Origin of the sequence: Pseudoalteromonas sp. MMG012 (assembly GCF_018100875.1) — a bacterium.
Lineage (GTDB): Bacteria > Pseudomonadota > Gammaproteobacteria > Enterobacterales > Alteromonadaceae > Pseudoalteromonas > Pseudoalteromonas aurantia.
Window position 1 is genome coordinate 17425 of record NZ_JAGJEF010000061.1, and the last position, 15022, is coordinate 32446.

Genomic DNA, 15022 nt, shown 5'->3' on the forward strand with positions numbered 1-15022 from the left:
TCATAAACTAACGACTTAGTTGCACACACTCTTGGGCTACTGAACGCGTAGCATCTAATTCAGCTAGATTTTTGGCTTTTTTAGCTACTTCGGTAATCAAATGAGGCTGTAAAATAAATGGTAACAACATCTTGATAATCGCTGCAGATTCAAATTGGGACTGCGGCATAATCAGCGCAGCTTCACTTTTAACTAAATAGTTTGCATTAGCAGTTTGATGGTCATCAACCGCATGCGGGTAAGGAATAAACAGCGCCATCTTACCCGCGGCAGCAACCTCACTCACCGTTAACGCACCAGAGCGACAGATTACAATGTCAGCCCACTCATAAGCTTTATCTATATCATCAATAAAATCGACGGCTTCAGCCGTAACACCCGCATTATCATAACGATACTGCAATGTACTACTTTCACCTTTCCCGCTTTGATGTTTAACCAATAAAGGCAGCTCAGTTTTTGTTTGTAACTTCGCGAAAACATCAGGCAAAGTATCGTTTAAGACTTTCGCACCTAATGAGCCCCCCATAACTAAACAGTTAATCTGTTGCGCCGTTTGTTTTGGTTGTAACTGCGAAACCGAGGCCCTAACCGGGTTCCCTACCACCTTACTCTGCGCTGTTTTAAACGCACTTGGAAAGGCACTTAGCACAACATTAGCAATTTTTGCTAACAGTCGGTTACTTAACCCTGCAACTGCATTTTGCTCATGAATTACCAATGGCACAGCTAAAGACTTAGCAGCAATACCAACAGGACCCGTTACATATCCTCCCATCGCGAGTACCACATCTGGTCGGCGAGCTTTTATTACCTTACGTGCATCAAGAACTGCTTTTATCACCAAAAATGGGGCTTTAATTAATCGTTTAACTCCATTGCCACGCAAACCTTGAACACGAATAAAATCAATGTCAATTCCATGTTTAGGTACTACCTCAGATTCCATGCGATCCGCCGTTCCTATCCAAGAGACTTCCCAACCTTGGGATTTGAGTTCATTTGCAACAGCAATACCAGGGAATATATGACCTCCTGTGCCACCAGCAACCACCAATAAGCGTTTACTCATCGTTTATTTCCTCTGGACGTCGCTTGCTTAGTCGACATTTTCGTTTCAAAGTCCACTCGTTGCAAAACACCGGCAGCAACCACCATCACTAGTAAGCTAGAGCCTCCATAAGATACAAATGGTAACGTTAACCCCTTTGTTGGCAAAATACCGGCACTCGCTCCGATATTAACCATGGTTTGAAATGCAAACCAAATTCCAATAGCTAGCGCAAAATAGCCTTCATATTCTTTGTTATGCTTTAAGGCTTTCTGACCAATCAATAAGGCCCTAAACACAAGACAACCCAACAGTAGGGTAATACTAACAACGCCGATAAACCCTAACTCTTCTGCTATCACTGCAAAAATGAAATCGTTATGTGCTTCAGGTAAATATTGTAACTTTTGTACGCTATTTCCTAACCCTTGACCAAACCAGCCACCTTGCCCGTACGCCATTAAAGATTGAACAAGTTGGTAGCCTTTGCCAAATGGATCATCCCATGGCTCTAAAAACCCCACGACTCTTGCCATACGATAAGGCTCAAAAATGATCAATAAAACAACTAAAAAAACACCGGTTAATATCAATGCAAAAAACTGCCATAATTTTGCGCCAGCTAAAAAAAGTAAACCAACCGTCGTCACAAACATCACGACAACGGTACCTAAGTCTGGCTGCATTAAAATTAAAAAAGCATATACAGCAAAAACAGCTATTGGCTTTGCAAACCCTTTTAAGTTCTCTTGTACTTCTTCTTTTTTTCGGACTAAGTAACCTGCTATATAACTGAAAAAAAAGAGCTTAGCTAATTCAGCCGCTTGTACTCCAACAGGTCCAACTGGGATCCAGCGTTTAGAACCATTCACTTCCCGGCCAACTAATAAGACGAGTACCAATAAGCCCAACCCAAGCAATAACAAGTATGGATTACAACGCTTCCACCACGTCATTGGTGCACTAGTTGTAGCCCAGAATAGAAAAAGCCCCATTCCCAAAAACACGCCATGTCGAATACTAATATGGTAAGGATTATTGAAAAGCCGCTCTGCTACTGGCATTGATGCACTCGTTACCATAACAAAGCCCACACCTATGAGACACAACATGCTATAAAACAACGGTACATCAAACAACGCATCTGATTGACGCGGTGTTAAAGCTAATTTGAGTTGTGACAGTCTGCTCATACGTCAAGCTCCATCACGAGTTTACAAAATGCTTCGCCACGCACCATATAATTTGGATACATATCAATACTGGCACACGCTGGCGCCAGTAATATGCTATCGCCATCACTTGCAATAGATGACGCTTTATGAACCGCTTCATCTAAACCACTGACCAGGTTCGCCTGTTCATGTAACCTCAAAAACTGCACACCATCTTTACCAAAACAAAAGATCGCTTTGCAGTACTTCTGTAACGGTGCAATAAGAGGTTGCAGGTCGGCGCCTTTGGCATCTCCACCTAGGATCAATAAAATCTTTCCTTGCTCATTATGCAAACTTTCAAGAGCTGCGACTGTTGCGCCCACATTAGTTGCTTTTGAATCATTAAAATAGCGAACACCGTTATACTCCGTCACTAGCTGGCAGCGGTGTTCTAACCCTTTAAATGTAGTAAAAGCAGATGCAAAAGCGTTCATTGATAAATTAAATGGTGCCAATAATGCCAATACAGCAAGTGCATTAAATTGATTATGTCGACCTAACATATTTAATGTGCTAACAGGTAACAGGGCTTTACCGTGAGCAGAAAATTGCGCGCCCCCATTAACCGTTGCAATACGATAATCCCCACCGTCTATTGAAACGCTGGTGCCTTTATGATCATTTGAAAGTGTAAGAGCATCGTCCGCATTAAATACCACATGCTCAACATGTTTATAAATTCGCTGTTTAGCCGCACAATACCCAGCAAAGTTTGGGTACCTATCCATATGATCTTCAGTCACATTGAGTATCATGGCCGAACGACACTCTAAACTAGCCGTGGTTTCCAGTTGAAAGCTAGATAGCTCCAATACAACCACATCATATGTCGTATCTAATAGAGCCAAAACCGATGTACCAATATTACCACCTAAGCCAACGTGTAAACCTGCAGCTTTAAATACCTCAGTCGCTAGGCTAACAACCGTAGACTTACCATTTGAACCAGTCACAGCAACAACAGGAGTGTTATTCAATCGAGCAAATAGTTCAATATCACCAATAACTTCGACACCAGCAGCGATCGCATGCGCGACACTACTTTCATACAAAGCTATACCAGGGCTAATTATCACCATGTCTGCATAAGACAGACCTGCTTCTGCCAGCGGTCCAAATACAGCGTCACATTCAGGTGCATTGTCTGCTAACCAATCAGCCCCAGGGGGGACTGCACGGCTATCAACAACTTTTGGTGTGACTTGATGCGACAACAGAAAGCGCACAATGCCCAGACCTGTAACACCGAGTCCAAGCACTGTTATTTTTTTGTCTTTCAGTTCATCTAAATATTGCATCTATCGAATCTTTAAAGTTGCTAAGCCAGCTAAAACTAAAATTATTGAGATAATCCAAAACCGCACAATCACCCGAGGCTCAGGCCAACCTTTAAGCTCGTAATGATGATGAATTGGTGCCATTCTAAAAATACGTTGTCCCCGTAATTTATATGAGCCGACTTGTAAAATAACCGACAATGCCTCCATAACAAATACGCCGCCCATGATGAGCAACACTAACTCTTGACGAACTAAAATGGCTATAATCCCAAGAGCACCACCTAAGGCCAATGAACCAACATCGCCCATAAACACCTGTGCTGGGTAGGTGTTAAACCATAAAAAGCCCAAACCGGCTCCAACAATAGCGGTACACACTACAACAAGTTCTGATGCCAATGGTATATGAGGAATATGGAGGTAATTTGAAAAATTAACGTTACCAGTTACATAAGCGATGATGGCTAGCGCAGCTGCGACTAATATTGTCGGCACAATAGCTAACCCATCTAAACCGTCGGTTAAATTAACCGCGTTCGATGTTCCCACAATAACAAAGTAACTCATCACTAAATAGAATAAGCCTAATTGAGGCATGACATCTTTTAAAAATGGCACGACCAGTACGGTTTCAGCAGCTGAGTTTGAGGTGAAATACATAAAACTTGCCACACTAATAGCTATCACTGATTGCCAAAAGTATTTCCATCGAGCTATCAGCCCTTTGCTGTCTTTTCGGATCACCTTTCGATAATCATCTACAAAGCCAACAATCCCCAAACTCCCCACGACAAAAAGCGTCACCCATACATATTTGTTATCTAAATCTCCCCACATTAACGTACTAATAAAAATAGCGGCTAATATTAACAACCCGCCCATAGTAGGAGTACCTGATTTAGATAAGTGAGATTCAGGTCCATCATCACGAACTGTTTGCCCTATTTGCATCCGTTGTAATGCCCGAATTAATTTAGGGCCAAAATACAATGAAATAAATAACGCCGTTAAAATCCCTAGTATCGCGCGTAAAGTTAAATAAGAAAAAACATTAAAACCACTGTAGTACTGCGTTAAATATTCAGCTAACCAAACTAACATACTGATGCTCCATCAGTGCCTGTTTTACGGCCACTGTCGACTAATTCTGCTACCAATAATTCCATACGAGAACTGCGCGATCCTTTCACGACCACGGTGCAATGCTCTTGCCGTGTAGCAAGACTATGCTTTACCGCTTGTAATAAATGCTCTCGGGTTGAGAAATGTTTGCCATTATCTTCAAAAACATCGCTGGCATAACGACTTAACACCCCTAAAGTCAATAACTCATTTATACCTTTTTGCTGTGCATACACGCCTACTTCTTCGTGATATTCACGGGATTGCTCACCGAGCTCGCCCATGTCTCCCAAAGCAAAAATGTGATACCCCGGCATTTTCGTTAATAAATCAATAGCAGCTTTGACTGAGTGCACATTAGCATTATATGTATCGTCAATAACGGTTAATGTCTCGTGAACTTTTATTAAGTTAACTCGCCCTTTTGGTGCGTTCATATGCGAAATACCTTCAGCAACATCGCTTAAGCTCGCTCCTAATTGCATAGTTAATGCAGCACAAATAACTGCATTCATCACATTATGCTCTCCAGGTAATGGTAAGGTTACTGACACTTTGTCAGTTGGCGAGCACAGCAAAAAGCTAGCATGGGCCATATTATCAAGCACTACATCTTCAACCCAAACATCAAGCTGTTCCGATAACGAAAAACGAACTTGTTCTTTACCCACAATGGAGTCTTGCCACATAGATGCAAACTCACTGTCACAGTTAATGACCGCAACACCATGTGATTTTAATCCCGAATAAATTTCGCCTTTAGCTTGGCCAACACCTTCGATAGAGCCAAACCCCTCAATGTGTGCTGGTGCAACATTACAAACTACAGCTACATCGGGCTGCGTTAATGCAGTGGTATAAGCGATTTCACCAATGTGGTTGGCACCAAGTTCAATAACGGCATATTCGTGCGCCTCATTAAGTCTCAACAGTGTTAGCGGTACGCCAATATCATTATTGAAATTGCCCGCAGTTGCTAGCACATTACCACGTCGTGATAACACTGCTGCGCACATTTCCTTTACTGTCGTTTTACCAACACTACCTGTAATTGCGATAGTTTTTGGAGCAACCTGACTCATAACTGCCTTGCCTAGTTCCCCCAACGCCAAGCGTGTATCTTGGACCACAAACTGAGGAATATCACATTCAGTTAATGTGTCAACAATGACTGCAATCGCGCCTTTTTCTTGTGCTTGACGAACAAATTTGTGCCCATCAAAATTAGGACCTCTTAGCGCCAAAAACACATCATTATTCGTTATAGTTCTTGTGTCTGTGTTTATATTACCGACAGCTCGGTTTTCCCCATCGAAAGAGGCATTTAGTACATTAGCAAGCCAAGTGAAATCCACTTTGATCACGCACTTTCCCCTTTTAAAATTGTTTTAGCCCATTGTCTATCACAAAACGGAAAACGTTGTTTTCCTATAATTTGGTAATTTTCGTGCCCTTTACCTGCAATTAACACCACGCTACTACTTGCGGATTGCTCTATCGCATAACGTATGGCTAATGCACGGTCTGACTGGCAATAAGCATACTGAGGTTGGCTGAGCCCAGCCTTAACATCTGCGATGATTTGTTCGGGGTTTTCACTGCGCGGATTGTCGCTGGTAATAATGACTTTATTAGCATATTGCTCTGCAGCTTTTGCCATTAAAGCGCGTTTGCCCCGATCTCTGTCTCCACCACACCCAAACACACAGACCACATTACCAGGTACATGCTGTTGCAACGCTTGTAATGCCAAGGATAAAGCATCTGGTGTATGGGCATAATCCACCACACATGTCGGTTTACCTTCAGTAAACACTGCTTCCATTCGTCCAGGTACAGGCTGTAATATAGATGCTGCATTAAGCAATATTTCAAAGTCATAACCTTGAGCCAACAGTGCAGCTAAAGACGCGACGAGGTTATATAAATTAAATGACCCAAATAACGGAAGTTTTATAACGCCACAACCCCAACTGGACGTTATTGTGGCTTGTATACCAAATTGTGAGCAAATAACATCATCAAACCACACATAATGAGAGAATGTATGTGATTTAGGCTTTTCTCCGAACACAACTAAGTTTTTGAATTCGTGCTCTTTCAGCCACTGCTGAGCAAATGCATCATCCGCATTTATCACACATATTTTCGGTTGGCATTGCTGAAAAAGCGTCAGTTTCGCATCAGCATACGCCGGCATCGAGCCATGATAATCTAAATGGTCACGAGATAAATTGGTAAAAACAGCAACTTCAAAGCGGCTACTAGCAACCCTGTTTTGTGCTAATCCGTGCGAAGAAACCTCCATCGCAACCAACTTATTATTCTCACTCAATTTGGCGAGAATCCGTTGTAAGTCAATATGGGATGGCGTTGTGTTAGCAAGTGGAGTTAAACATTCAATGTCCCCATAACCCAAAGTACCAATAACAGCCGATTTTACATCGCAGCATTGGGCTAAACTGGCTATCATCGCGGTCGTTGTAGACTTTCCATTCGTGCCAGTTACACCAATTAATTTAACGCGTTCACTGGGCTTACCGTAAAAGTCAGCGGCTATTTGAGCTGTGTTATCCTTGAGTGCGGTGATACGAACAACCCGCTTATCATGCCTTAATACATCACAACTGCTATCAACCAGAACACAATGCGCCCCCTGGTGTAGTGCTGCTTCGATATAGTCTTCACCATTTTGTTCATGGCCTCGTAACGCAATAAATGCATCACCAGCACCGACCTCCCTGCTATCAATTCGCAAATCACGAATCATAATTGGAGGCCCCTCAAAACAAAAATTATTAAGCACAGTCGTTAAATTACGCATCATTTTTTAACTCCGCCACATACGCCACACGTTCTTTATCTGGAGCAACATTGAGAATACGTAGCGAGTTCGACATAATTTCAGCAAATGCAGGCCCTGAAGTTTGGCCTCCGTAATAAATGTCATCTCCTGGCTCATTCACCATCACCACAACAGCCAAGCGAGGATCGCTGACTGGCGCTACACCAGCGAAGTAGCCAACATACTCATCACCATACCCACCTGCGACTGCTTTTTTAGACGTGCCTGTTTTCCCCGCGGCTCGATAACCATCAACAGTCACATTGGCCGCCGTGCCACCTTTTTCAAATACTGATTCCATCATTGTAACAACGGCTTTTACATCTTCTTCTTTAAATACCCGCTGCCCCTGTTGTGGCTTGTGTTGTTTCAATATGGTTAAAGGGCGAGAAACACCTCCGGCGCCGAATGTAGCGTATAAACGCGCAATTTGTGCGGTACTTGCAGATACCGCATAACCGTATGCTAACGTGGCAATTTCAAAATCAGACCAGCGGCGATTTGGGTAAAACAGTCCACTACTCTCGCCCACCATCAACGTGCCCGTATCCTGACCAAACCCTACCTTTTGATATAATCCGACTAAGTATTCTTTAGGTAACATTTGACTAATTTTTGCAACCCCCATATTAGATGACACTTTTAAGATCTCTCTTAATGACATTTCACCGTGGTTACGCGTATCTTTTACAAGACTGCCACCTAAACGCATCCACCCTGGGTATGTATTTACGGTATCATCCATTGCTATCGCACCGTAATCGAGCCCCGCAAGTATTGCCAATGGCTTTAAGGTCGAACCGGGCTCAAATAAATCGGTTATTGCTCGGTTTCTGCGCTTATAAGGGGCCGCATCTCGCATATCATTAGGATTAAAACTTGGGCTATTAACCATAGCAAGCACTTCACCCGTTGTTACATCAACAACCATGGCTGAACCTGAAGTCGCCTTATAACTAAGCACTGCACTCTTTAGTGCTTTATAAGCAATTGCTTGAATTCGCAAATCAATACTCAACTCAATACTTTCAGGTTCTACACGTTGCTCTTCTGATAAAACTTGCACTTCTCGGCCTTGCGCATCTTTACGAATAGTACGCTGCCCTTCCGCGCCCGTTAATGCATTTTCAAACAGCTTTTCTACACCTTCAATCCCAACACCATCAATATTGGTAAAGCCTAAAATATGGGCTGTAACTTCACCACTCGGGTAAAAGCGCTTTGATTCATCAAGTAAATGAATGCCTGGTAATTTAAGTTGGCGAATATAATTGGCAACTGCGGGGGTCACTTGACGTTTTAAGTACACAAAACGCCGGCTGGTATTGTCACGTAAACGTGTGTCGACTTTATCATTCGCAATCTGAAGTACATCAGCCAGCTCTCGCCAGCGTAAATCTTGTTCATACCATTGCTGCTTTCTGAATGATAAGGTGGCTTCATCAAGTGCTAACGCTTTATGGTCTTCACCTTTTTTACGTGCTGCTCTAAGTACTTTCTTTGCGATCGATTTATCTAACGCTAATGGATCCGCATAAACGCTAACAACAGGTACACTGACTGCTAACTCTTTGCCATTACGATCAAAAATCATACCTCGCTGCACGGTGAGTTTTTCAACACGTACCGTACGTTTGGCATTTTCAGCTCGCGCTTTATCTGGCTCTATTACTTGTAAATAAGCAGCTCTTGCCATTAAAGTAATAAACACCAAAACCAAAACAACACACACCAGCGCAAAGCGCCAAGTTATCAAATTTACGGAAGTATTTTTAGGCTTCATCATTGCAATACCACAACTTGTTCATCTTTACTGGTTGGCCGCTTCATTTTTAACTGTGTTTTAGCTATTTCTTCAATGCGAGCATGTTGAGAATAAAACTCTTCTTCAACCAGCAAGTACCGCCATTGTAGGTCAAGCTCATCTCGTTGTTGCAACAAAACATCTTGATCTATTAATTGCTGCCTAGCAAAATGTGTTACTTGCACAACAACCAATGCCGATACAAAAGTTAATAGCAGCAGCAATAAAGTTAGCTTGTTCGAAAATAAGCTAAAAAGCATCTCAGAAAAAAGTTTTGGCTGCCTATCTACCACTTTACTCATTACAGCTTTTGCGCCACCCTTAATACCGAACTACGAGACCTTGGGTTCTCACTAATTTCTTCTGCACTGGGTTTAATTGCTTTACCAAGCGCTTTTAAAGTTAAATTTTGTTTTAATTGAGCATCAGTCAAAGGTAACCCTCTCGGTAAAGCTTCTCCTTTACTTTGCTTTTTAATAAATTGTTTAACGATACGATCTTCTAGTGAATGGAATGAAATTACAACCAGTCTCCCGCCAGGTTTGAGCACATTAAGAGACGCCTGTAATGCCGTTTGAATCTCTTCCAATTCACTATTAATATAAATACGGATAGCTTGGAACGTGCGCGTAGCAGGGTGTTTATGTTTATCTTTAACCGGCACCGCCTCATCCACCAAGTCTGCCAATTGCTTTGTCGTTAAAATTGGAGTTTCATCACGCGTTTCAATAATTTTATGGGCAATTCTTCGTCCAAACTTCTCTTCACCATACTTTTTTATCACAAAAGTAATGTCTTCAAGTTCTGCTTCAGCTAACCACTGTGCTGCGCTTCGTCCCGAGGTTGGATCCATTCTCATATCAAGTGGCCCGTCTTTCATAAAACTAAACCCTCGTTCTGCATCATCTAACTGGGGAGATGAGACTCCAATATCTAATAAAATTCCATCCACTTTGCCCAGTAAATCAGCTTTTTCAGCCACATCATTTATATTTGAAAACCGAGTATGAGCAATCGCAAATCGGGGATCGTTAGCAAACTTCTCTGCAGCCGCAATCGCTTGTGGATCTTGGTCTATTGCTTGCAAGCACCCTTGTTCCCCCAAACGTGCCAGTATTTGGCCTGAATGTCCGCCTCGACCGAATGTACCATCTATGTAAGTACCATTTGGATCGATTGCGAGTGCATCAAGAGTTTCTTGCATTAACACTGATACATGTTGAAATTGTGCTGTCATGCTCAAATTTTGCCTTTTTATTCTTACAGCGAAAAATTATCAAATTCGGAGTTAGACTCAAACTCTCCACTGCGTTCAATATCAGTATCAAGTTGCATCTGTTGATGCCATCGTTCTTCATCCCAAATCTCAAACTTGTTTAATAGCCCTACCAGCATGACCTTTTTATTCAACCCTGCGTGCGTACGCAAAGAAGGCGCTAGCAAAACCCGACCATTTTTGTCTAATTGATATTCAGTTGCGTGGCCCAGCAGCATACGTTGTAAACGTCTCGCTCTAGGATTCATATTGGAAAGTTTTTGTAAGCGAGCTTCTATTTCATACCACTCACTCATTGGATACAGCCACAAACAAGGCTCATTGATAGCAATAGTGCAAATAAGTGAACCCTGCTCTTCGGACATAAGCATTTGTCGATACTTCGTAGGTACCGCAAATCTGCCTTTATCGTCCAAACTCAGTGAACTCGCACCTTTAAACATCTTGCCCCTACCGTGGACCTTTATTTTGCTCTAAGATCCAATTTGATCCACTAAAAACCACTTTTTACCACGATAGGTTAGTTTAGGGCTTGACAGCTGTTTTTGTCAAGCAAAAGGCTCTTTGGTAAAGCGCTAAAAACCCAGAAAAAATGCGGCTTTGCTGAAAGTGTATGAATTCGGTGGGAAAAAGTGGGAAGCATAAGAAATTGTTTTCAGATAACAAAAAAATTACAAAATAATAAAACCTTGAAAATAATAAATTTGGTGTGGTTTCAAACTTCTGTTACAGCACAAAAGCGAGATTAAATTCTATATTCCCCTATTCTTAGTGCGGATTTATTTGCTCATTCTCCTTAAATCTTTGTATTATATTACACCAAAATTAAATTACTCACAGGCATGATTATTTCAAACTTATCAATACCGTACCGATTTTATCGATTACTTATCGTGATCTGTGTACCTGGACTTTTGGTGATTTTAGCCCAGTTGCTTGAAGAACATTCAGAAATACTACAGCAAAGTGAGTTTAAAGCGATATTATTAGCGGAGCATATTGCCGCGGTACAACAAAATGACATTAGCGAAACAAAAGCACTACTCTCCCAGCTCGCCCGTCATCCAGAGTTGAATACCACAATATCCGAACAATGCCCTTCAATTTTACGATATGCACAAACCCTCTCTTCAAGAATTGCAAATATTGGCATAGTATCCCCAGAAGGGAATGTGTTGTGCACCATAGTCAGTAACGTAAAACCAATCAATATCAGCGACCGAAAATACTTTCAAGATGCGAATAAAACAAAACGTTTTACTGTCGGGCAATTTCAACATGATAGATCACTAAACAAAGCCACGGTTAACTTTGCGATACCTGTTATTGATAAAAATAATAATATTCGGCACACCATCGTAGTCGCTCAATCTCTCACTAAGTGGAGTCATGCACTTGCAAAGCTTTCTTTACCCGTTGACAGTGAGGTTATGATAAGTGATGCGCAACATAATGTTATTGCCCATTACCCGCTTCAACCAGCGCAACTCGGCCGGCCTTTAAAAGAGTTCTGGCCTAGCACTTTGGATACCACACAGGTATTAAAAGATGGCAATGACCAAAGCAGAATATATTTGCAGCTTCCTCTTGAGCAAAGTAAACCCTTAACGAGCTTATATATCCACTTTTCACTGCCATTTGAGGATGCAGTAAATCGAGCTAACAGTAAAGTTGCAACCACACTAATACTCTTCATATTGGCTATTTTATTGATAATTTGGCAGGCTAAATGGCAACTCAACCGAGTGTTACTACAACCTTTCAAAGCCCTTCAAGATGCGATAGCACAAGTAACAAAAGGTGAAATAGCTCAATGGGAAAACAAACAGTCGAGTCCTGAGTTTTATGTGATCACACAACAATTTGAACACATGGCGCATACAAGACTCAATGCAGAGCAGGCACTCACTCACAAACATGCTGAATTAATCGCTTTGCTCACTGCATTACCAGACAGTTACTTACGAGTAAATAAGGACGGAGAAATTTTAATGTCTCATGGTCCATTTTCAAAATCAGCGTCCTCAATTGACGTTATATTTCCCGAGCATGTTTTTAAACGCATCATGGCACAACTTGCGTTATTAGAAGAGCAACCTTACAGTAAACTTGAGTTTCCACATTTAGATACAGATAACATACAGCGTATTTATGAGTGCAGAATTAATCACATAAGTGAGCACCAACAGGCTATTTTAGTGATAAGAAATATTAGCCAGCGAAAAGAGCACGAAGAAGCAATTAGCTTAGCTGCGCTTGTTTACAATAACAGCAGCGAGTGTATGGTTATCACTGACGCAAATGGTTTTATTCTTGACACTAATCCAGCATTTAGCCAAGTAACAGGGTTTAAAAGAGAAGAAGCCCTCGGTAAAGCAACCAGCATTTTAAGTTCTGGTAAGCATGACAAACACTTTTATACGCAAATGTGGCAACAATTATGTGAGCAAGGATATTGGCAAGGCGAGATAATTAATCGCCGTAAAGATGGTGAGCTTTACACCGAGTGGTTAACAATCAATACCGTCTATAATCAATATAACGAAGCGTATCGTCGCGTTGCTATTTTCACAGATATTACTGATCGCAAACGCAAAGATGAATTAATCTGGCGTCAAGCTCATTTTGACCAACTCACCGAGCTTGCGAACCGCAGAGAACTAAAACGACATTTAAAAATTCAGCTGGAAAATACCGCAGTAAAAGTCGGAATACTCTTACTCGATTTGGACCACTTTAAAGACATAAATGACACTCTAGGCCATTATTTCGGCGATAAATTATTAACTGAGGTTGCCAACCGATTAACTGCATTAACACCTTCTTGTAGTTTGATCTCTCGAATTGGCGGCGATGAATTTGTACTGGTCACAAACACCAATCACACCACCGCATTAACTAAATTAGCAAACGCCGTACTCGCCCAACTAAAGCCCAGTATTCAAATTGACAATGAGCAGTGCCATATTAGCGCAAGTATTGGCATTGCACATGCTCCCAGTGATGGTGATAGCAGTGAATTACTACTCAAAGCTGCTGATCAAGCTATGTATGAAGCAAAACAACATGGTCGAAACGGATTTGCATTTTTCAGTGCACAAATGCGTGAACAAGCAGAGCACCGAATGGCGCTTTTGAAAGATTTACGGGTCGCATTAGCTCAACAGCAGTTTGCTTTATATTACCAACCAATTGTAAAAATGACGGACCAAGCCATTGTTAAAGCTGAAGCCCTGATCCGCTGGCTTCATCCTGATAAAGGCATCGTCAGCCCAGCTCTATTTATTCCTTTGGCTGAAGAGACTCAGTTAATACACGGTATGGGCGAGTTTATATTCAATAGTGCATGCGATACGCTCTGCACCCTTAATCAATTAGGTCATCAGGTACAGCTCAGTATCAATGTATCGCCGGTTCAATTTACGGCAAAGCACAGTACCCTCAATAATTGGCACCAACAACTCAATGCCAAAGGGTTAACCGCTGAGCAGTTCGTTATTGAAATCACCGAGGGTCTAATGATGAACGCACTGCCTCGTACCCAACAGCGGTTAGCCGCTTTAACTAAGCAAGGGTTCGCTTTAGCACTGGATGACTTTGGTACTGGCTATTCCTCGCTTGCCTATTTGAAGCAGATGGATACCGATTTCATTAAAATTGACAAACGCTTTGTGGATGGAATTGCCAACAGTGCCGACGATTTAGCTTTGTGTGAAGCGATGATAATGATGGCTCATCAATTGGGCTTAAAAGTGATTGCAGAAGGGATTGAAACAGCTACTCAACATCAATTATTATTGCAAGCAGGCTGTGATTTTGGGCAAGGGTTTTATTACGCTAAACCCATGCCCCTAGATGCATTTGTTAAATTACTCAATAAGTAGCTGAGAGAACGTTAATCTCTTGGCCCTCTATCGCAATCATCTGATGTATCTCTTGGCAAGTACACTGTATTACTGAAGGGGCCACAATACCCCTGAACAGATTCACATAACCTTACTTTGACACTACTATTAGAATAGATTTTTATTGATGTCTCTCCAAATCTAAAGTCACTATCTCTATTGAACTCATTATCTAAGTAAATTTCCGCATAATATTCATAGTAACCCCCTTGTTTTGGCATACTCCAATATAAATCGTAGTTCCCTCCACATTGTCCGGAACTTGCTCGTAGCTTCGGCGTAATACCATACATATTTTGTAAAGTGCTAATATCTGTACTACTTAAAGAGTTGCTACCTAAAACTAGGTTGGGATCGTTTATTACTGTTATAGTTGGTTTGGTTTTATCTATTGCCCAGCTATAGTTTGTAGTGGTCAACCATTTTTGGCCACCTCATTATAAGTTTTCCAATACTGTTTTTCTTTCGCTATAGGCGAGCTTCCTCCATTATGCCGATGAGGTCGGTAACGGTTGTAGTAGC

Annotated in this window: 12 protein-coding genes; 1 reads left to right on the forward strand and 11 read right to left on the reverse strand. The window is 41.7% G+C overall.

Annotated features, from left to right (window positions below):
• Window positions 1-7: 7 nt before the first annotated feature.
• The 10 genes from murG to mraZ are packed head-to-tail and all read right to left on the reverse strand — an operon-like array spanning window position 8 to window position 11038.
• Window positions 8-1072: an undecaprenyldiphospho-muramoylpentapeptide beta-N-acetylglucosaminyltransferase gene (murG, locus tag J8L97_RS17365; RefSeq protein WP_211051698.1), complete on the reverse strand. Its 1065-nt coding sequence runs from the start codon at window positions 1070-1072 to the stop codon at window positions 8-10.
• A complete protein-coding gene (gene ftsW / locus J8L97_RS17370; protein ID WP_211051699.1) occupies window positions 1069-2244 on the reverse strand; it encodes a cell division protein FtsW in 1176 nt (391 codons plus the stop codon). The genes murG and ftsW overlap by 4 nt, the downstream gene beginning before the upstream one ends.
• The gene (gene murD / locus J8L97_RS17375; RefSeq protein WP_211051704.1) at window positions 2241-3566 is read right to left on the reverse strand and encodes a UDP-N-acetylmuramoyl-L-alanine--D-glutamate ligase; all 1326 of its coding nucleotides are present in this window, start codon (window positions 3564-3566) and stop codon (window positions 2241-2243) included. Before murD ends, ftsW begins: the two co-directional genes overlap by 4 nt.
• Window positions 3567-4649 (reverse strand): phospho-N-acetylmuramoyl-pentapeptide-transferase, encoded by a 1083-nt coding sequence (mraY, locus tag J8L97_RS17380; RefSeq protein WP_192508472.1) that lies wholly within the window; start codon window positions 4647-4649, stop codon window positions 3567-3569.
• Window positions 4643-6034 (reverse strand): UDP-N-acetylmuramoyl-tripeptide--D-alanyl-D-alanine ligase, encoded by a 1392-nt coding sequence (murF, locus tag J8L97_RS17385; protein WP_211051706.1) that lies wholly within the window; start codon window positions 6032-6034, stop codon window positions 4643-4645. Before murF ends, mraY begins: the two co-directional genes overlap by 7 nt.
• The gene (locus J8L97_RS17390; RefSeq protein WP_211051721.1) at window positions 6031-7494 is read right to left on the reverse strand and encodes a UDP-N-acetylmuramoyl-L-alanyl-D-glutamate--2,6-diaminopimelate ligase; all 1464 of its coding nucleotides are present in this window, start codon (window positions 7492-7494) and stop codon (window positions 6031-6033) included. Before J8L97_RS17390 ends, murF begins: the two co-directional genes overlap by 4 nt.
• Window positions 7487-9301, reverse strand: a complete 1815-nt coding sequence (locus J8L97_RS17395) for a penicillin-binding transpeptidase domain-containing protein (RefSeq protein WP_211051708.1) — start codon at window positions 9299-9301, stop codon at window positions 7487-7489. The genes J8L97_RS17390 and J8L97_RS17395 overlap by 8 nt, the downstream gene beginning before the upstream one ends.
• On the reverse strand, window positions 9298-9621 hold the full coding sequence (gene ftsL, locus J8L97_RS17400) for a cell division protein FtsL (RefSeq protein ID WP_192508475.1): 324 nt from the start codon (window positions 9619-9621) through the stop codon (window positions 9298-9300). Before ftsL ends, J8L97_RS17395 begins: the two co-directional genes overlap by 4 nt.
• Complete coding sequence (gene rsmH / locus J8L97_RS17405; protein ID WP_211051709.1) at window positions 9621-10556, reverse strand: 16S rRNA (cytosine(1402)-N(4))-methyltransferase RsmH; 936 nt, start codon at window positions 10554-10556, stop codon at window positions 9621-9623. The genes ftsL and rsmH overlap by 1 nt, the downstream gene beginning before the upstream one ends.
• Window positions 10557-10579: 23 nt before the next feature.
• Window positions 10580-11038 carry a division/cell wall cluster transcriptional repressor MraZ gene (gene mraZ, locus J8L97_RS17410; RefSeq protein ID WP_192508477.1) on the reverse strand — a complete coding sequence of 153 codons (459 nt, stop codon included), beginning with the start codon at window positions 11036-11038 and terminating at the stop codon, window positions 10580-10582.
• A 474-nt stretch (window positions 11039-11512) separates the two neighbouring features.
• Here mraZ and J8L97_RS17415 point away from each other — a divergent pair, with 474 nt between their 5' ends.
• Complete coding sequence (locus J8L97_RS17415) at window positions 11513-14479, forward strand: EAL domain-containing protein (RefSeq protein ID WP_312037181.1); 2967 nt, start codon at window positions 11513-11515, stop codon at window positions 14477-14479.
• Between the two features lie 11 nt (window positions 14480-14490).
• Here the strand turns inward: J8L97_RS17415 and J8L97_RS17420 are convergent, their stop codons facing one another.
• Window positions 14491-14919 (reverse strand): hypothetical protein, encoded by a 429-nt coding sequence (locus J8L97_RS17420; RefSeq protein ID WP_211051719.1) that lies wholly within the window; start codon window positions 14917-14919, stop codon window positions 14491-14493.
• Between the last annotated feature and the right edge of the window lie 103 nt (window positions 14920-15022).